General features: G+C 70.2%; 15 protein-coding genes. 13 read left to right on the top strand and 2 right to left on the bottom strand.

Annotation, left to right across the window (positions count from 1 at the left end):
• The first annotated feature begins 15 nt into the window (after window positions 1-15).
• Genes OO71_RS25685 through OO71_RS25635 form a run of 11 tightly spaced genes read left to right on the top strand, consistent with a single transcriptional unit; the run spans window position 16 to window position 15,191 of the window.
• Window positions 16-891 carry a VOC family protein gene (locus tag OO71_RS25685; protein ID WP_033292447.1) on the top strand — a complete coding sequence of 292 codons (876 nt, stop codon included), beginning with the start codon at window positions 16-18 and terminating at the stop codon, window positions 889-891.
• A complete protein-coding gene (locus tag OO71_RS25680) occupies window positions 884-2,488 on the top strand; it encodes an acyl-CoA synthetase (protein ID WP_033292446.1) in 1,605 nt (534 codons plus the stop codon). The genes OO71_RS25685 and OO71_RS25680 overlap by 8 nt, the downstream gene beginning before the upstream one ends.
• 37 nt (window positions 2,489-2,525) lie before the next feature.
• On the top strand, window positions 2,526-4,187 hold the full coding sequence (locus tag OO71_RS25675; protein ID WP_033292445.1) for an alpha-keto acid decarboxylase family protein: 1,662 nt from the start codon (window positions 2,526-2,528) through the stop codon (window positions 4,185-4,187).
• Window positions 4,188-4,228: 41 nt separating this feature from the next.
• Complete coding sequence (locus tag OO71_RS25670; protein WP_033292444.1) at window positions 4,229-5,569, top strand: purine-cytosine permease family protein; 1,341 nt, start codon at window positions 4,229-4,231, stop codon at window positions 5,567-5,569.
• 17 nt (window positions 5,570-5,586) lie between these two features.
• Window positions 5,587-7,149: a hydantoinase/oxoprolinase N-terminal domain-containing protein gene (locus tag OO71_RS25665; protein ID WP_033292443.1), complete on the top strand. Its 1,563-nt coding sequence runs from the start codon at window positions 5,587-5,589 to the stop codon at window positions 7,147-7,149.
• Window positions 7,142-8,206, top strand: coding sequence for an S-methyl thiohydantoin desulfurase family protein (locus tag OO71_RS25660; RefSeq protein WP_033292442.1), 1,065 nt, complete (start codon window positions 7,142-7,144; stop codon window positions 8,204-8,206). Before OO71_RS25665 ends, OO71_RS25660 begins: the two co-directional genes overlap by 8 nt.
• Window positions 8,207-8,236: 30 nt before the next feature.
• Window positions 8,237-9,292, top strand: coding sequence for a histidinol-phosphate transaminase (gene hisC, locus OO71_RS25655; RefSeq protein WP_425388704.1), 1,056 nt, complete (start codon window positions 8,237-8,239; stop codon window positions 9,290-9,292).
• Window positions 9,293-9,305: 13 nt separating this feature from the next.
• Window positions 9,306-10,733 carry an aldehyde dehydrogenase family protein gene (locus tag OO71_RS25650; RefSeq protein ID WP_033292440.1) on the top strand — a complete coding sequence of 476 codons (1,428 nt, stop codon included), beginning with the start codon at window positions 9,306-9,308 and terminating at the stop codon, window positions 10,731-10,733.
• Between the two features lie 38 nt (window positions 10,734-10,771).
• Window positions 10,772-12,787, top strand: a complete 2,016-nt coding sequence (locus tag OO71_RS25645) for a molybdopterin-containing oxidoreductase family protein (protein WP_033292439.1) — start codon at window positions 10,772-10,774, stop codon at window positions 12,785-12,787.
• Between the two features lie 21 nt (window positions 12,788-12,808).
• Window positions 12,809-14,227, top strand: coding sequence for a M20/M25/M40 family metallo-hydrolase (locus OO71_RS25640; protein WP_033292438.1), 1,419 nt, complete (start codon window positions 12,809-12,811; stop codon window positions 14,225-14,227).
• The gene (locus tag OO71_RS25635) at window positions 14,214-15,191 is read left to right on the top strand and encodes a threonine/serine dehydratase family protein (protein WP_084145276.1); all 978 of its coding nucleotides are present in this window, start codon (window positions 14,214-14,216) and stop codon (window positions 15,189-15,191) included. The genes OO71_RS25640 and OO71_RS25635 overlap by 14 nt, the downstream gene beginning before the upstream one ends.
• Before the next feature lie 69 nt (window positions 15,192-15,260).
• On the opposite strand, the gene OO71_RS25630 is transcribed toward OO71_RS25635, so the two are convergent.
• Window positions 15,261-15,818 (bottom strand): VOC family protein, encoded by a 558-nt coding sequence (locus OO71_RS25630; protein WP_033292437.1) that lies wholly within the window; start codon window positions 15,816-15,818, stop codon window positions 15,261-15,263.
• Between the two features lies 1 nt (window position 15,819).
• Window positions 15,820-16,497: a polysaccharide deacetylase family protein gene (locus OO71_RS25625; protein WP_033292436.1), complete on the bottom strand. Its 678-nt coding sequence runs from the start codon at window positions 16,495-16,497 to the stop codon at window positions 15,820-15,822.
• 162 nt (window positions 16,498-16,659) lie between these two features.
• On the opposite strand from OO71_RS25625, the gene OO71_RS25620 reads away from it, so the two are divergent.
• Both OO71_RS25620 and OO71_RS25615 read left to right on the top strand, forming a co-directional pair.
• Window positions 16,660-17,397 carry a GntR family transcriptional regulator gene (locus OO71_RS25620; protein WP_156096531.1) on the top strand — a complete coding sequence of 246 codons (738 nt, stop codon included), beginning with the start codon at window positions 16,660-16,662 and terminating at the stop codon, window positions 17,395-17,397.
• A gap of 25 nt (window positions 17,398-17,422) precedes the next feature.
• Entirely contained in the window at window positions 17,423-18,268 is an 846-nt protein-coding gene (locus tag OO71_RS25615) for a fumarylacetoacetate hydrolase family protein (protein WP_033292435.1), read from the top strand.
• Window positions 18,269-18,273: the final 5 nt, after the last annotated feature.

Genomic DNA, 18,273 nt, shown 5'->3' with positions numbered 1-18,273 from the left:
GGAAAGGATCAGTACATGTCGGCATCTGTCCGGTCGCTGGGATACGCCATCGTGGCGGCCCCCGACCTCACTGCGTGGAAAGAGTTCGCGGCCGATCTGCTCGGCCTGCAGGTCGCCGAGAGCAGCGCGGACCGCCTGCTGCTGCGGATGGACGAGAAGGCCTACCGCCTCGACATCCGGAAGGCCGACCACGGCGGGGTGACCGCGATCGGGTGGGAGACCGCCGGTCCGGCCGAGCTCGACGAGATCGCGGCCCGGCTCGACGCCGCCGGGTACCCGGTCACCCGCGAAGACCCGAAGCTCGCGCAGGAACGCCAGGTGGCCGCGCTGGTGAGCGTCGAGGACCCGGACGGCCAGCGGATCGAGCTCTACTACGGTGCGCAGAACGACAAGACGCCGTTCGCCTCGCCGATCGGCGCCCGGTTCGTCACCGGCACCGGGGGCTTCGGCCACGGCTTCCAGATGGTCAACGACCCGGAGGCCTACCAGCGGTTCTACTTCGAGCTGCTCGGCTTCCGGCTGAGCGACACCATCGCCATGGGCCCGGTCGAGCTCACCTTCGCGCACTGCAACCCGCGCCACCACTCGTTCGCGTGGGGCTCGGTGCCGAACGCTCCGCGCGGGGTCGCGCACCTGATGTTCGAGGTCGACGACATCGACTTCGTCGGCCGGGCGTGGGACCGCGTGCAGGCCGGGGCCGCCCCGGTCGCCTGGACCTTCGGCAGGCACTCGAACGACAAGATGATCTCGTTCTACGCCGTGTCGCCGTCGGGTTTCCAGGTCGAGTACGGCTACGGCGGGCTGCTGATCGACGACGCGACGTGGACCCCGAGCCGCCACGACGTGGCCAGCCACTGGGGCCATGTCCCGACGGACCCCAACGATGTCTGACAGACCGGCGTTCACTCCGGCGACCACCGAACTGGTCGCCGGAGTACGCCGCAACGCCATCGGCGACCTGTTGCGGCGCACCGCGGCGCGGTACCCGGGCAAGCCCGGCGTCGTCGACGGCACCCGCCGGATGACCTTCGCCGAGTTCGACCAGGTGGTGGACCGGTGCGCGGCCGCGCTGGCCGAGCGGGGCCTCGGCAAAGGTGACCGGCTCGCCGTGCTGAGCCACAACTGCTGGCAGTACGCGATGCTCGTCTTCGCCACCGCCCGGCTGGGCGTGGTACTGGTCCCGGTGAATTTCATGCTGGGCGCCAAGGAAATCGCGTTCATCCTCAACCACAGTGGCGCAGGCGGGATGGTCGTGGAGGACGCCCTCGCGCCGACCGCCGAGAAAGCCCTGGCCGAGGCCGGGATCGACCGCGGCGTATGGGGCTGGATCGCACTGTCCGGTGCGCCCGCGAGCGGCCGGTGGGAGGACGTCGACCCGTGGGCGGAGCATCCGGGCACCGCGCCCGAGGTCGCCGTCGCCGACGACGACCTGATCCGGCTCATGTACACCTCGGGCACCGAATCGCTGCCGAAAGGCGTGATGCTGTCGTCCCGTTCGCTGATCGCGCAATACGTTTCGTGTGCGGTGGACGGCGGGATGACGGCCGGCGACGTCGAGGTGCACGCGCTGCCGTTCTACCACTGCGCGCAGCTGGACGTGTTCTTCTCGGTGGACATGTTCCTCGGCGCCACCAGCATCATCCTGCCGCGTCCCGATCCGGCCGCACTGCTGGCCACGGTCGAGCGCGAACGGGCGACGAAGCTGTTCTGCCCGCCGACGGTGTGGATTTCCCTGCTGCGCCATCCGGATTTCGCGCGCACCGACCTGTCGTCGCTGCGCAAGGGTTACTACGGCGCGTCCCCGATGCCGGTGGAAGTGCTGCGGGAACTGCAGGAGCGGCTGCCGGACGTGCAGCTGTGGAACCTGTACGGGCAGACCGAAATGGCCCCGGTGGCCACCGTGCTCGGACCGGACGAGCAGCTGTCGCACGCCGGTTCGGCCGGGCGCGCGGTGCTGAACGTCGAAACCCGCGTGGTGGACGACGACGGCGCCGACGTGGCGCCCGGCGAGGTGGGCGAGGTGGTACACCGCGGCCCGCACACCACCCTCGGCTACTACGCGGACGAGGAGAAAACCGCCGAGGCCTTCCGCGGCGGCTGGTTCCACTCGGGTGATCTGGGCGTGCTCGGCGAGGACGGCTGTCTCACCATCGTGGACCGCAAGAAGGACATGATCAAAACCGGCGGGGAAAACGTCGCCAGCCGCGAGGTCGAAGAAGCGATCTACCTTCTGGACGGAGTGTCCGAGGTCGCGGTGTTCGGGGTCGCGCATCCACACTGGATCGAAGCGGTCACCGCGGTGATCGTGCCGAAACCGGGCGCGGCGCTGGACGAGGAGGCGGTCCACGCGCATGCGCGGGCGCACCTGGCGGGCTACAAGCGGCCCAAGTACGTGGTGATCACCGGCGCATTGCCGAAGAATCCCACCGGGAAAATCCTCAAACGGGATCTCCGCACCCAGTACGCCCACCTGGCGTCGTCCGCCTGAACCGAACCGGCAATCGCCGCAACAGAAAGGCCCTCTCGTGCACACGGTCGCACACCACCTGCTCCAGCGCATCGCCGACGCCGGCGTCCGGCACATCTTCGGCGTGCCCGGCGACTACAACCTGCCGTTCGTCGATGCGATCGAAGCGTTCCCGGGCCTCGAATGGGTCGGCACGGCCAACGAACTGGACGCAGCGTATGCAGCCGATGCCTATGCGCGCACGGCCGGGCTGGGCGTGCTGGTCACGACCTACGGTGTCGGTGAGCTTTCCGCGCTGAACGGCGTCGCGGGCAGTGCCGCGGAATCGGTGCCGGTCCTGCAGATCACCGGCGCACCGGCGATGCGGGTGATCACGCACGGTGCGCCGGTGCACCACAGCCTGCTCGACGGCGACCACCACCGGTTCTCCCGGATCTACAGCGAGGTCACGTGTGCCCACTCGGTGCTCACCGGCGACGACGTGATCAGTGAGATCGACCGGGTGGTGAGCGCGATCCTGCGGGAGAAGCGGCCCGGTTACCTCGCGCTGCCGCTGGACCGGGTCGGCGAGGAGGCCGAAGGCAGCACCGCGGAGCTGGACACCCGGATCGCGAGCGACCCGGAGCAGCTCCAGAGGTTTGCCGAGGCCGTCCGCAAGGTGCTGGGTTCCGCCGAGCGGCCGGTCGTGCTGGTCGACGCGCTGGCGTCCCGGTACGGTCTCGCCGAAGCCGCGCAAGAGCTTGCGGCGGCCGGAAATCTGCCGCTCGCCGCGTTCATCCCCGGCAAGGGCACGGTCGCCGAATCGGCTCCGCAGTTCAGCGGGGTGTACTGCGGTGCGCTGAGTGACGAGCACGTGCGCACGGTGGTCGAATCCGCGGATGCCGCGGTGACGGTCGGGTTCGCCCCCGCCGATCTCACCACCGGCGGGTTCACCCACGTGCTGCCCGGCGAGGGCCTGATCGACCTCCAGGCCGCCACGGCCCGGGTGGGCACGACGCAGTTCAAGGGCGTCGCGATGGCCGATGCGCTCGCTGCCGTGCGCACGGTCGTGGACGAGCGGGTGGCGGCCGGACCGCCGTTCGCGCTGCTGCCCCCGCGACCGGAGCCGAAGGTCGCCTTCCCGGCGGCGTCGGCACCGTTGCAGCAGGACGCATTCTGGGCCCGGCTCGGGGAATTCCTGCAAGGCGGCGACACCTTGGTCGTCGACCAGGGCACCCCGCTGTACGGCGCACTGGGCACCACCTTGAAGCACGACGTACAGCTCCTGGTCCAGCCGATCTGGGCGTCGATCGGGTATTCGCTCCCGGCGCTGCTCGGCACCCAGCTCGCCGCCCCGGACCGGCGCGGCGTGCTGGTGGTCGGAGACGGTTCCTGCCAGCTGACCGTGCAGGAGCTCGGCACCATCGTGAGCCGCGGGCTCACGCCGATCGTGTTCCTCGTCAACAACGACGGCTACTCGATCGAACGCGCAGTGCACCATCCGACCGCCTCGTACAACGACATCGCGCAGTGGAGCTGGCAGGACATCCCTGCCGCCTTCGGTGCCGGTGGCAAGGCCAAGGTGGCGCGCGTGACCACGCACCGCGAACTGGACGCGGTGCTCGCCGAATGTTCCGCGGGCACCCCGCGGCTGACGTTCGTCGAGGTCGTGCTGGATGCACACGACTATCCGCAGTTGCTCGGAAAGCTCAGCGCCTTCCTGGCCAAACGCCCGCACTGAATCCGCGCCAGCGGTTCTCAATGGCGAGAACAGGACAGCAGATGAAGATCGTCAAGGGCGTCGACGACTACTCGTCGGCCCGAGTCCCCACAGCGGCCCGATACTCCTGGCGTTCCCTTGCGGTGCAACGCTTCGGCCAGAACTCCGCCCTCATCGTCGTGATCTTCGGGGCCGAGCTCGGCACCCACCTCACGTTCTGGAAGGCCATGCTGGCGATTCTCGTCGGCATGCTGCTCTTCGAGATCGTCGCGGTGGGGGTCGGGATCATCGGCATGCGGGAAGGCATGCCGACGTACGCACTGGCCCGCTGGACCGGGTTCGGCACCGGCGGCTCGTCGGTGATCAGCCTGGTGATCGGGCTCAGCATGATCGGCTGGTTCGGGATCCAGACCGGCATCGCCGCGCAAGGGCTGACCGCGATCGTCGGCGGCCTGCCGATGTGGCTGTGGGCGGTGGTCTGCGGGCTGGTCGTCACGCTGATCTCGTTCAAGGGCATCCGGTCGATGGCCTGGACGGCCTACATCGCGGTACCCGCGTTCCTGATCGTGATCGCGTGGTCGATCGGCACCGAGCTCGCCCGGCACGACCTCACCGAGCTGCTCCGGTCGGCGCCGCCGAGCACGTCGCTGACGATGCTGCAGGCGATCGCGATCGCGTCCGGACCCGGGGTCGTGCAGGCCCTGATCAGCCCGGACATGACCCGGTTCAACCGGTCGGCGGCGGACGTGGTCAAGCAGACCGTGGTCGGCATCTCGCTCGGCGGGCTCGTGCTCGGCGGGTGCGGGGTGCTCCTCGCGCACGCCGCCCGGACCTCGAACATCAACGCGATCGTGCTGTCGTCCGTCGGCTGGGTCGGGGTCGTGATCATCGTCGCCGGCACGGTGAAGGTCAACGACTGGAACCTGTACTCCTCGGGCCTGTCGGTGATGAACTTCGTGCAGTCGGTGTTCGGCCGCAGGCTGCACCGGTGGACGGTGACCGCGGCACTGGGCATCGCCGGCACGGTCGTCGCCGCGGTGGGCGTGCTGAGCCAGTTCCTCGGTTTCCTCACGCTGCTGGGCGTGGCGATGCCGCCGATCACCGGGATCATGATCGCCGAGTACTTCTTCGTCCGCCGGTGGCGGGCCGACCTGGAGAGCTCACGGGCGAGCGGGCAACTGCCCGCGCACGCCCCGGCGTGGGTACCGGCCAGCCTGGTGATCTGGGTGCTGTCCTCGGTTGCGGGCGCGGTCATTCCGGTCGGTATTTCCAGCCTCAACGCGCTGGTACTGGCGATGGTGCTGTACGTGCTGGCCGCGAAGCTCGGCTGGGTCCGCGGTTTCGGCGGCACGCGCGCCGAACCGGCGGTCAAGGCGGTCGGGCAGCCGGTGGAGCAGCCATGACGGGAAAGGAGACCGGGATGAGGATCGGGATCGACGTCGGCGGCACGAACACCGACGCGGTGCTGCTCGACGGGCGGCGCGTGCTCGGCGCGGTGAAGTCGCCGACCACCGAGGACGTCGTCTCGGGGATCGTGGCCGCGATCCACCGGCTGCAGGAGCAGTGCCCGCACGAGCCGTCCGAGGTCGCGGCGGTGATGGTGGGCACGACCCAGTTCGTCAACGCACTGGTGCAGGGCCGGGATCTGGCGCCGACCGCGGCGGTGCGGCTCGCGCTGCCCGCGGGTGGTTCCACGCCGCCGATGATGACGTGGCCGAAGCGGATGATCGACGCGATCTCCGGGCGGGCCTACATGGTGTCCGGCGGCCACGAGTACGACGGCCGCCCGATCGCCGGGCTGGACGAGGCGGAGCTGGTGCGCGCGGCCGAGGACATGGGCGCGGCGGGGATCCGCAGCGTGGCGATCACCTCGGTGTTCTCCCCGGTGAATGCCGAGTTCGAGGAGCAGGCGGCCGGGGTGATTGCGTCGGTGCTGCCGGACGCGGCGATCTCGCTTTCGCACGAGATCGGCCGGATCGGCTTGCTGGGGCGGGAAAACGCCACCATCGTCAACGCCGCGCTGCGGGATCTCGCGACGCGGATCGTCGAGGGCCTCGGCGCGGAGATCGTGCGCACCGGGATCACCGCGCCGTTCTACCTGACGCAGAACGACGGAACCCTGCTGGATGCCGCGCAGGTGCGCAAGTATCCGGTGGCGACCTTCGCCTCGGGCCCGACGAACTCGATGCGCGGGGCGGCCGCACTGTCCGGATTGGACTCGTGCGCGGTCGCCGACATCGGCGGTACCACCACCGACATCGGCGTGCTGACCCACGGTTTCCCGCGTGAGGCGGCGAGCGACGTCGAGGTCGCCGGGATCTGCACGAACTTCCGGATGCCCGACGTGCTGTCGGTCGGCATCGGCGGCGGCAGCATGATCCGTGAGCAGGGCAGTGATTTCGCGATCGGGCCGGATTCGGTGGGCTACAAGCTGCTGCAGTCGGCGCTCGTGTTCGGCGGTGACACCCTGACGGCAACGGATATCGCCGTGGCCGCCGGGTATTGCGACATCGGCGAGCGGGACCGGGTGGCGCATCTCGCGCCGGAGTTCGTGAAAGCGTGCCTGGAGCGGATCGCCAAGGAGACGGCCGACGCGATCGACCGGATGCGGGTGTCGGCCGAACCGCTGCCCGTGGTGGCGGTGGGCGGCGGTTCGGTGCTGCTGCCCGACCGGCTGCCCGGTCTCGGTGCGGTGCAACGGCCGGAGAACCACGCGGTCGCCAATGCGATCGGCGCGGCCATCGCACAGGTCGGCGGCGAGGTGGACAAGGTGTACGCCACCGATCGCGCGCGCTCGGCGATCGTCGACGAGGCGAAGCAGGAGGCGGTGGACAAGGCGGTCGCAGCCGGGGCGGAGCCGGGCAGCGTCACGATCGTCGACGTCGACGAGATTCCCGTGCCGTACGCCGGTGGCGCGACCCGCATCCGGGTCAAGGCGGTGGGCGATCTCCTGATCGGGTCCCAGGGAGGCGGCAATGCGTAAGATCGACGTGGACGACGTGGCCGACATCGGCCGTGGCGCGGCGATTCTGGGTACCGGCGGCGGGGGAGACCCGCAGTCCGGCTCGTTGCTGGCCACTGCCGCGCTGCGGGAGTACGGCCCGGTGCAGGTGCTCGGTCTCGACGACGTCGAGGACTCCGCGTGGGCACTGCCGGTGGCGATCATCGGTGCACCCACGATCATGCTGGAGAAGCTCCCCACGATCGGCCAGGTCGTCGCCGCGGTGCAGCAGCTCGCGGAGTACGCCAGCCGTACTCCGACGCACGTGCTGTGCGCGGAGGCGGGCGGCGTGAACTCGCTGATCCCGGTGGCCGCCGCCGCGGCACTCGGGCTGCCGCTGGTCGACGCGGACGCGATGGGCCGGGCTTTTCCCGAGATCGACCAGGGGCTGCCCGCCCTCGGCGGGGTCATGGTGACCCCGGCCGCAGTGACCGACGAGAAGGGCAACGGCGTGGTCGTCGACACCGTCGACAACCACTGGGCCGAACGGCTGGCCCGGGCTGCGGCAATCGAGATGGGCTGTGCGGCCGCGATCAGCGCGGCCGCGATGAACGGCCGTCAGGTACGCGAGCTGATGGTGCCGGGAACGCTGTCGCTTTGCGCCGAGCTGGGCCGGTTGACCGGCCCGAACCGGCCGGGGCACGAGGATCCGGTGGCGGCCGTCGCGCGGCGGCTGTCGGGCAAGGTGGTGTTCACCGGCAAGGTCGTCGACGTGGATCGCCGCACCGAGAAGGGTTTCGCGCGTGGCGTGGCCCGGATCGCGGGGCTCGACGCCGACGAAGGGTCGGAAACCGTGGTGCGGTTCCAGAACGAGTTCCTGGTGGCCGAGCGCGACGGCACCGCGATGGTCAGCACGCCGGATCTGATCTGCATCCTCGACAGCGCCACGGGCGCCGGGGTGCGGGCCGAGATCCTGCGGTACGGCCAGCGGGTGTCGGTGCTCGCCGCGCCCGCGGATCCCCGGTGGCACACGCCGGAAGGACATGCATTGGCCGGTCCCCGTGCCTTCGGCTACGACGCCGATCCGGTCCGGGTGTGAACCGGCGCGAGAACGGATGATGGGAGAAGCGTGTCACAGATCAGGATGAACGAGCATCTCGCCGGTGCTCCGGAGTACCGTCCCGGCCGCACGGTCGCGGGGACGATCAAGCTGGCGAGCAACGAGTCCTCCGACGGGCCGGATCCCGCGGTGCTGGAAGCGATCGCGCTCGCGGCGCAGTCGGCGAACCGGTACCCGGACATCCGCGCCGCGGCCCTCACCCGGCGGCTGGCGGAGAAATGCGGGGTCGAGCCGGAGCGGATCTCGGTCGGTTCCGGATCGGTGGCGCTGCTCCAGGGCCTGGCGCAGGCGGTGTGCGAGCCCGGTGACGAGGTCGTGTTCGCGTCGCCGTCGTTCGAGGGATACCCGGGGCTGGTCCAGGCTCGCGGGGCCCGGAGCGTTCCGGTACCGGTCACCGAGGACCAGCAGGCCGACCTCGACGCGATGGCCGCGGCGATCGGCCCGAAGACGAAGCTGGTGCTGCTGGCGACGCCGAACAACCCCACCGGCGGCGCGGTGCGGCGCGCCGATCTGGAACGCTTTCTCGGCAAGGTGCCCGGCCACGTCGTGGTCGGTCTCGACGAGGCGTACCGCGAGTTCGTCACCGACCCCGAGGTGCCGGACGGCGTCGAGATCGCGGAGGGCCGCGGCAATGTCGTGGTGCTGCGGACGTTCTCGAAGGCGTACGGGCTCGCCGGGGTGCGGGTCGGTTATTCCGTTGCGCCACCGGAAATCGCCCGCACCTTGAACCTCACGCGGGCTCCGTTCAGCCCCGGCGCCATTGCGCAGGCGGCGGCGCTGGCCGCGCTCGGCACGGAGGACGCGATGCGCGAACGGTGCCGGAAGACCGTCGAGGAGCGCGAACGTGTCCACCAGGCGCTGCTCGACCACGGTTTCGTGAGCACGCCGAGCCAGGCGAACTTCGTGTGGCTTCCGTTGGGCGAAAACGCACTCGCCTTCGCTGCGCATCTCGAGCAGCACAAGGTGATCGTGCGCCCGATCCCGGACGCCGGGGTCCGCGTGACCATCGGCGCGCCGGAAGAGAACGACGCTTTCCTCGAAGCCGCCCGAAGCTACCAACCCTGACCAGGAGACGATCATGCGTACGGAAATGCTGATCGGCGGCAAGTGGACCGCCGGATCCGGCGGACCTTCTTTTGTGACAAGGAATCCCGCCACCGGCGAAGTAATCGCCGAACTGTCCGAGGCGACCGCGGCCGACGTCGACGCCGCGGTCACCGCTGCCGCTGCCGCATTCGAACCCTGGGCGGCGATGCTGCCCGCCGCCCGCGCTACGTTGCTGTGGCGGATCGCGGACCTGATCGAGCAGCAAGGCGAGGAGCTCGCCGCACTGGAATCCCTCGACCAGGGCCAGACCTTGCCGGTCAGCGGCGGATTCTCGATTCCCAACCTGGTCGAGCATTTCCGGTACTACGCGGGCTGGGCCACCAAGATCACCGGGTCCACCGTCGCCCTGTCGGTGCCGAATGTCGACTACCGCACGCGGCGTGAGCCCCTCGGCGTGTGCGGGCTGATCGTGCCGTGGAACTTCCCGCTGCCGATCCTGGGCTGGAAGCTGGCCCCGGCGCTCGCGACGGGGAACACGGTGGTGATCAAACCGGCCGAGCAGACCAGCCTGTCCACCTTGCGGCTGGCCGAACTGCTCGAGGAGGCCGGGGTTCCCGCGGGCGTGGTCAACGTCGTGACGGGCGGCCCGGACACGGGCAAGGCACTGGTGGCGCACCCCGGGGTCGCGAAGATCTCGTTCACCGGCTCGACCGCGGTGGGCCGCGAAATCGCCGCGGATGCCGGGCGGGCGTTGAAGAAGGTGTCGCTGGAACTCGGCGGCAAGGCACCGAGCATCATCGCCGCCGACGCGGACATCGACGCCGTGATCGAGCCGAACGCGCTGGGCGGGTTGCTCAACACCGGGCAGATCTGCGCCGCGTTCACCCGGTTCTACGTGGACCGCAAGCGGGTGGACGAGTTCACCGCGAAGCTCGCCGGGGTCGCGTCGCACCTGCCGGTCGGGCCGGCCACCGATCCGAATGCGCTGATCGGCCCGCTCGTGTCGGAGGAACACCGCGCCTCGGTGGAGCGGTACCTCGAAACCGGGACCGCCGAAGGCGCCCGGCTCGTCACCGGCGGCGGCCGCCCGGAAGGCGGCGGGTACTTCCTCGAACCGGCGGTGCTGGGCGGCGTCACGCAGGACATGCGGGTCGCCCGTGAGGAGATCTTCGGACCGGTGCTTTCCGTGCTGGCCTACGACGATCCGGAGGAGCTCGCGCCGCTGGCCAACGACTCCGAATACGGGCTCGCCGCGGCGATCTGGTCCCGGGACATCGGCACCGCGACCCGACTGGCGAACGAGGTCAAAGCCGGTACGGTGTGGATCAACATGGCGCCCGCACAGGACGCCGCCGCGGCGTGGGGCGGGATGAAGTCATCCGGCCTCGGCCGCGAGATGGGGTGGGCGGGCATCGACGCCTACACCCAGGTGAAGAGCATCTGGACCGCGCTCGCCTGAGCGCGGCCGAATTCCGGAACCCACTCCCGAGGAGCGCAATGGGCAACGACTCCACGCAGGCGACCACGTTTTGCCGGTTCTGCGCCAGTTTCTGCGGCGCGGTCGTCGATCTCGACGGCACCACGGTCACCCAGGTGCGCGGTGACGAGGCCAATCCGTCGAGCCGCGGGTACCTGTGCCCCAAGGGCCGCTCTCTCGGTGCGTTCCACCACCATCCGCAGCGGCTCGACGTGCCCGCGGTCCGCGGCCGTGCGGGAACCTGGGACGAGGTTCTCGGCGACGCGGCCGAAGGGCTGCGGCGGATCGCCGATGCCGGAAACCCCGACGCGATCGGGTTCTACCTCGGCAACGCGGGCCAGTTCGACACGCTCGCCCTCTCCGCCGTCGCCGGGTTCATCCAGGCGCTCGGCACCGGGAGCAGGTACAGCACGATGAGCGTCGACTCGCCGTCGGTGCTGCTGGTCGCGGAGGTCGTCACCGGGTTCCCGATGCTGCTGCCGGGCCCGGACCCGGACGCGCGTCTCGTGTTGTGGGTGGGCGGAAACCCGGTCGTGTCGCACGGGCACAACCGGTCCATGGCGATGCCGGTCCAGCAGCTGCGGAAGTGGGCTTCGGAGGGCGAGCTGTGGGTGGTCGACCCGCGGCGCACCGAAACGGCGGACCTCGCCACCCGGCACCTGCCGATCCGTGCGGGCACCGATCACGCGCTGCTCGCGTACCTGGTCCGCAGCCTGCTCGAAGAGGGTGCGGACAACGAATACCTCGCCACCCGGGCCAGCGGGATCGAGATGGTCCGGGCCGCGGTCGCTCCGTACACTGTGGACCGCGCGGCCGCGGAAACCGGGCTGCCGAAGGAAGATCTCGAGGAGCTGCTCACCGCGATCCGGCGCGCGGGCCGGATCGCGGTGCACTCGAGCACCGGGGTCAGCTTCCAGGCCGGGGCGAACGTGTGCGTGTGGCTGGTGTGGGCGCTCAACGTCATCACCGGCTCCTGCGACCGGCCCGGCGGCATGTTCTTCAACCCGGGGATCGTCCAGCGGCTCGACCACCGGGTCCTGCCGAAGCTGGACGGTACCCCGGGTCCCGGCCCGGCGAGCAGGCCGGAACTGCCCGCGCGGCTCGGCGAATACCCGTGCACGGCCATCCCGGACGAGATCGAGGCCGGGAACCTGCGCGCGCTCGTCGTGCTCGGCGGCAACCCGATCACGGCGTTCCCGCAGCCCCGCCGTCTCCGGGAAGCTTTGCAGCAGCTCGATCTCCTGGTGGTGTCCGACGTGATCTCGACCCCGGTCACCGAACTGGCCACGCACGTCCTCCCGTCCACCGGCCAGCTCGAGCGGGCCGACGTGTGGCCGACCGACTTCATCAACATCGCACAGGCGAACCAGTACGTGCCCGCGGCGGTCCCGCCCGGCGGCGAACGGCGCCCGATGTGGTGGCACCTCGCGCAGCTGGCCCGGCGGATGGGCCATTCCGTGCTGCCCGGCGGGGCCGACCCGGACGTGGCCACCGAGGAGGAGCTGCTGCGGGCGATCGTCGAGTCCACCGGCGGCGATTTCGACGAGCTCCTCGGCGCGCCGCACGGGATGACCCACGAACCGCGGCGGTACGAATGGGTCCGGCAGCACCTGCCGGACGGCCGCTGGCGCCTCGGGTTCCAGCCGTTCGCCGACCAGCTCGCGCAGCTGGCCGCGGAGCCGGTGCGGCAGGGGCTGCGGCTGGTGTCGGCCCGTCAGCGGCGCCATCTCAACTCGCAGCTCGCGGACGGGACCGGGGCCCGGAACGCCGACCGCGCCGCCGTTTCCGTGCACCCGCTCGACGCGGACGAGCTCGGCGTCGCCGACGGGGGAGAGGTCGTGGTGACCACCCGGCATGGCAGCCTGCGCCTCACCGCCAGCTTCGACGAGCGGGTGTCGCGGGGCACGGTCGCGATCCCGCACGGGTTCGCCGACGCGAATGTCTGCGAGCTGACCTCCGAGACGCACGACGTCGACGATCTCACCGGACTGCCCATCATGACCGCGCTGCCGGTCGCGATTGCGCCCGCCAGCTGACCCCCGCTCGAACGGAGAAGCATGGACATCGACATCCTGCAGGGCACTGTCGACCGGCACTGGAACGAGGAGGTTCTCCCGAGCCTGTCCGGGCTGGTCGAGATTCCCGCGGTGTCACAGTCTTTCGACCCGGAATGGGCCGCCCACGGCCACCTCGACGCGGCGGTGCGACACGTGCTCGCGTGGATCGAGGCGCAGGCGATCCCCGGCCTGAGCGCGGAGGTCATCCGGATCGAAGGACGCAGCCCGCTGCTCCTCGTCGACGTCGGCGCCACGCCGGACGCGGCGGATAACGGCACCGCCCTCTGCTACGGCCACCTGGACAAACAACCTCCGCTGGAGGGCTGGTCGTCCGGGCTGGGGCCGTGGACCCCGGTCGTGCGGGACGGCCGGCTGTACGGCCGGGGCTCGGCCGACGACGGGTACGCGGGATACGCGGTGATCACTGCCCTGCAGGCGGTGCATGCGGCGGGTGGGCGGCACGGGCGGGTGGTGCTGCTGCTGGAAACCGGCGAGGAGTCCGGGAGCCCGGACCTCGCCTGGTACCTGGAACACCTCAAGCACCGGCTGGGACAGGTGAAGCTGGTGCTCTGCCTCGATTCCGGCGGCTACGACCACGATGCGCTGTGGCTCACCACCAGCCTCCGCGGCCTGGCCCGGCTGGAGGTGACGGTGCGGGTGCTGAACGCGCCGGTGCATTCCGGGGTGGCCGGTGGCGTCGTCCCGTGTTCGTTCCGGATCCTGCGGCATCTGCTTGGCCGCATCGAGGACTCGGCGACCGGCGAATTCCTGCTGCCGGAACTGAACGCGGAGGTGCCGCCCGCCCGTCTCGCCGAGGCACAGGCCATGGTCGCCGCGGCCCCGGCGAACGCGTCGGCCATGTTCCCGTTCGTCGCGGGGATGCGCCCGGTGTCCGAGGACCCGCTCGAAGCCGCGCTCGGGTCGACCTGGCAGCCCGCGTTGTCGGTGATCGGCGCGGCGGGTCTACCCGATCCGGTGAATGCCGGAAACCTCCACCGCGCGTACACCACGGTCGCGCTGAGCCTCCGGCTACCGCCGACGGTCGAGGCCGACACGGCTTACGCGGCACTGAAACGGGCGCTGTCGGTGGATGTGCCCTATGGCGCCGAGGTCACCGTCGAGCCGGGTGAGCTGGCCACCGGCTGGGATTCCCCGCCGCATGCACCGTGGCTGGTTGCCGCGCTCGAAAAGGTTGGCAAGACCGCCTTTTCGGCACCTTGGCAAGGCGTCGGAGTGGGCGCGTCGATCCCGTTCATGGGCATGCTGGCCGAGCATTTCCCGGACGCCCAGTTCGTGGTCACCGGCGCGATGGACGCCCATTCCCGGATGCACGCGCCCGATGAGTCCCTGCATCTCGGCCTGGCCAGCCGGGTCACCGCCGCCGTCGCCGTCCTGCTCGACGCCCATGCTCGGGCATGACGACGAGCGGCTCGGCGCCTGCCCGCTCACCACCGCCGCCGACATCGACGCCGCCGAACAGTCCATCCGGCCACACGTGCACCGCACCCCGGTGATGACCGGCCGCGCGATCGACCGTCTCGTCGGCAGCCCGGTGGTGGTGAAAGCCGAGCTGTTCCAGCGCACCGGAAGCTTCAAGTTCCGCGGCCTGCTGAACCGGATGCTGCAGCTGTCCGAGGACGAACGCGGCCGCGGGGTGGTTTCGCTGTCCGCCGGAAATGCCGCCGCCGCGGTCGCGTGCGCGGCGCAGATCGTGGGTACCCGGGCCACGCTGTGCATGCCGTCCACTGCCAACCCCGCGAAGATCGAGGCGACCCGGAGCTACGGCGCCGAGGTCGTCCTGGTCCAACCGGCGGAGCTGCTGCACCGGGTCGAGGAGCTGACGCGCACCCTGGTCCTGATCCATCCGTTCCACGACCCCGCAGTGATCGCAGGCCACGCGACGCTGGGCCGGGAACTGCTGGACCAGGCCGGTGATGTGGGTACCGTGATCATCCCGGCCGGAGGTGGCGGGCTCCTGTCGGGAGTCGCGGCCGCCGTGAAGCTGGCCCGCCCGGACGTCCACGTGATCGGCGTGGAACCGGAAACGGCCGACGTGCTCGCCCGCGCAGTCCGGGCAGGCGAACCGGTGCTGGACGAGTCAGTACGCAGCGTCGCGGACGGACTTGCCGCACCGACCACCGGGATCCTGAACCTCCGGCATGTCCAGTCCTTTGTGGACGAACTGGTGACGGTCTCGGAGAACGACCTCCGATCGGCGACCCTGCTGGTGTGGTCCCGCTTGAAGCTGTTCGCCGAACCGTCCGGCGCTGCGGCATTGGCGGCCGCCCTCAACGGCGCCGGACGGCCGAGCCGCGGCCGGATCGCAGTGCTGGCCAGCGGCGGGAATGTGGACCCGGTGAAGTTTCTCGCCGACGTGAGCTGACCCCGTCCGGGCTTGGCCGCGGTGACGATCCGCTCCGCCACCGCGGCCAGGCGAGCCGGGTCCGGCCCCTCAGCCCCAGCTGGCTTCGGTGCTGCGCCAGTGATTGTTGCTCGTGTGATCCCCGCGCAACCACCGCGCCAGATCCGCGTGCGCCGTCTCCCTGCGCTCCGCGTTGATCTCCTCGATCGCCGGGTGGTCCACCGCGAACTCGACCATCAGCCCGTCCGGGTCGGTGACGTACAGCGAAACGCAGTACCCGTGGTCGGTGACAAAGCTGTCCTTCCACCCGACCGCGGTGAGCCGCTTCTGGATGCCTTCCTGGGTTTCCTGGTCCACCTTGAACGCGACGTGGCTGCGCGGCAACGTGTCCGGCACGATTTGGCGGTCGCGGGTGAACTCCTTCTGGTCCTCGGGGTCGGCGAACTGGAAGAAGGCCAGCGCGCTGCCGTCGGCCATGCCGTAGAACGTGTGGCACAGCACGCGTTCCTTGCCCAGGATCTCCTCGACCTCGGTCCACGTCGCGAGCAGCGGCAGGCCGATCAGGTCCTCGTAGAAGTACCGCGTGGCTTCCTGGTCGTCGACCGTCCACGCGTGGTGGTGCAGGCGGAGCGGGAGCTTGTCGTCCATGTCAGTCAACTCCATCGGTGAGGTGGGACAACGAAAACTGCAACCGGCCCTGCTTGATCGGCACGCAGGAACCGGGGTACTCGGTGACGGTTTCGGCGCCCAGCGCGGCGAGCCCGTCGAGGAACTCCGGCAGCCGCGTCATCGCGCCGGTGGCGAGGTCGTGCAACACGACCACCGGCCATTCGGTACGGGCGACGGCGGCGAGGGCCGTTTCGACCCAGCCGGTGGGGTCTTCCCAGTCGCGCGGCACGGTGTTCCACAGCACGCACGTGTAGTGGTGCTCCTGGAGATACCGGATGGCCGCGGTGCTGAACACTCGTTTGTCCAGCACGCCTCCCGCGGCGTAAGGGCGGAAGAGCCGTTCGCCGTGCGTCGCGCTGGTTCCGGCGACGGTGTCGACGTCCGGCTCCACCGCGGCGATTTCCGTGCGTACCGCGGCTTCGGCGTCTTCGGCAACGCCCAGTTGGAGGGTGTGCGTCGCGGTGTGGTGCCCGATCCGGTGTCCTTCGGCGGCCGCACGTTCGGCCAGTTCCCGTCCACCCGGCTGGCGTAGCTGCGAACCGACGACGAAGAACGTGGCGCGGGCGCTGTGGTGCGCCAAAGCGTCCAGGACCTGTTCGGTGACGCCCGGCGTCGGCCCGTTGTCGAACGTGAGCGTGACCCGCTTCGTCACGGCCATCTGTGCCTCCTGGGGGTCCGGTGGTGCCACTGCCGAAGGTAGCCCCCGGATGTTCGGGAAAACAAGAGATTCTCGAAAATTTCTGTATGCAGATCTGGCGACCAAGTGCCCCGAAGATGCGAGGTCTTGAAGTTTCGCGAGAGAAATGTGTACAGTTCGGCGGTGACCACGATCGACGAACCTGCGGCGCCGGAGACGAGCATGCAGGCCGCGCACCGGTACCTGCGGGACGAAATCCTGTCCGGACGGCTCGAACCGGGCAGCGTCCTCTCCCAGGTCCAGCTCGCGCAGGAGCTCGGCGTGAGCCGGACTCCGCTGCGGGAAGCCCTGCGGCTCCTCGAAACCGAGGGGCTGGTGGACACCGAGGCGCAGAAGCGGGTCCGCATCGGCGCGCTCGACCTCGACGATCTCGAGGAGCTGTACGCCATGCGGATCGGCCTGGAGCCGCCCGCGGTGAAGGTGACCGTGCCGCTGCTGGACGAGTCCGATTTCGTCTTCCTGCGGGAATCGCTGGCGGCGTGCAACGCGGCGGTGGGCGAGGGCCGTTATTCCGACGCGCACCAGCCGCACCGCGCCTTCCACGGCCGGTTGTTCTCCGGGGCGGGACGGCGGCTGGGCGAGTCGGTGTCCGGTCTCTGGGACCACGCCGAGCGGTACCGGCGCTGCTACCAGACGGTCGCCACGCCCGAGGACATCGAGACCTCGGGCCGCGAGCACGCGGCCATTCTCGCCGCGGCCGAGGCGGGGGAGGCAGGCCGGTGCGCCGTGCTCGTCGCCCGGCATCTCGCGCACACCGGGCTTTCGGTGCTGGCCGCGCAGGACGGCGGCCACAGCACCGCGTTGATCACCGAGGCACTGCGCCGGATCGTGGTCGGGGAGGCCGCCGAATCGGTGCGGTGACCCAGTTCTTGCCTGAGGAGGCTTTGTGCGGTACGCGAATTTGTCCGGACGGCTCGTACTCGTCAGCACTGACGGGACCGAGGCCGTCGACGTCGAAAAGGCCAGCGGCGGGTTGTTCGGGCCCGATCCGCAGGCGGTGTACGAGAGTTTCCCCGAGTTCCGCAAATGGGCGGACACGGCGGACCTGACCGGCGGCGAACCCTTCCGGCCCGAACAGCTCGAAACCCCGGTTCCCGCGCCGCGGCAGGTGTTCGCGATCGGGCTGAACTACCACGGGCACGCCGCGGAGGCCGGGCTGCCCGTACCGGACGAGCCGATCCTGTTCACCAAGTGGATGTCCTCGCTCACCGGCCCGGTCACCACGGTGCAGCTGCCCGAGGGCGGGAAGGTGGACTGGGAGATCGAACTCGTCGCGGTGATCGGGAAACTCGCCTACCAGGTCCCGGAAAGCGAGGCGTGGAGCCATATTGCCGGGCTCTCCACCGGACAGGACATCTCCGAGCGCGACCTCCAGCGCCGCGGCCCGGTGCCGCAGTTCGGCCTCGGCAAGTCGCTGCCGGGGTTCTCGCCGGTGGGCCCGTGGGTCGTCACGCCCGACGAGTTCGCCGACCCGGACGACCTCCAGCTCGGCTGTTCCGTCAACGGGGAAACCGTGCAGCAGGGCCGTACCGGCGACCTGATCTTCAGCGTGCCGTCGCTGGTGGCGAAGCTGTCGGCCAACCTGCCGCTGCTGCCGGGGGATCTCGTGTTCACCGGCACCCCGGCGGGCGTCGGGGTCGTCCGCACGCCGCCGCGGTTCCTGCGGCCGGGTGACGAACTCGTCAGCTACGTCACCGGAATCGGCGAGCTGCGCCAGCAGTTCACCGCGTGAACGGA

It is taken from the genome of Amycolatopsis jejuensis, assembly GCF_000717335.1.
Taxonomy (GTDB): Bacteria; Actinomycetota; Actinomycetes; order Mycobacteriales; family Pseudonocardiaceae; genus Amycolatopsis; species Amycolatopsis jejuensis.
Note: the sequence above shows the minus strand (reverse complement) of the source record. Positions and strands in the feature narration are given on the sequence as shown.

Excerpts from the sequence above, each read along its gene's own strand:
- OO71_RS25685 (WP_033292447.1), top strand. The coding sequence starts at position 16 with ATGTCGGCATCTGTCCGGTCGCTGGGATACGCCATCGTGGCGGCCCCC.
- OO71_RS25680 (WP_033292446.1), top strand. The coding sequence starts at position 884 with ATGTCTGACAGACCGGCGTTCACTCCGGCGACCACCGAACTGGTCGCC.
- OO71_RS25670 (WP_033292444.1), top strand. The coding sequence starts at position 4,229 with ATGAAGATCGTCAAGGGCGTCGACGACTACTCGTCGGCCCGAGTCCCC.
- OO71_RS25665 (WP_033292443.1), top strand. The coding sequence starts at position 5,587 with ATGAGGATCGGGATCGACGTCGGCGGCACGAACACCGACGCGGTGCTG.
- OO71_RS25660 (WP_033292442.1), top strand. The coding sequence starts at position 7,142 with ATGCGTAAGATCGACGTGGACGACGTGGCCGACATCGGCCGTGGCGCG.
- OO71_RS25650 (WP_033292440.1), top strand. The coding sequence starts at position 9,306 with ATGCGTACGGAAATGCTGATCGGCGGCAAGTGGACCGCCGGATCCGGC.
- OO71_RS25645 (WP_033292439.1), top strand. The coding sequence starts at position 10,772 with ATGGGCAACGACTCCACGCAGGCGACCACGTTTTGCCGGTTCTGCGCC.
- OO71_RS25640 (WP_033292438.1), top strand. The coding sequence starts at position 12,809 with ATGGACATCGACATCCTGCAGGGCACTGTCGACCGGCACTGGAACGAG.
- OO71_RS25635 (WP_084145276.1), top strand. The coding sequence starts at position 14,214 with ATGCTCGGGCATGACGACGAGCGGCTCGGCGCCTGCCCGCTCACCACC.
- OO71_RS25630 (WP_033292437.1), bottom strand. The coding sequence starts at position 15,818 with ATGGACGACAAGCTCCCGCTCCGCCTGCACCACCACGCGTGGACGGTC.
- OO71_RS25625 (WP_033292436.1), bottom strand. The coding sequence starts at position 16,497 with ATGGCCGTGACGAAGCGGGTCACGCTCACGTTCGACAACGGGCCGACG.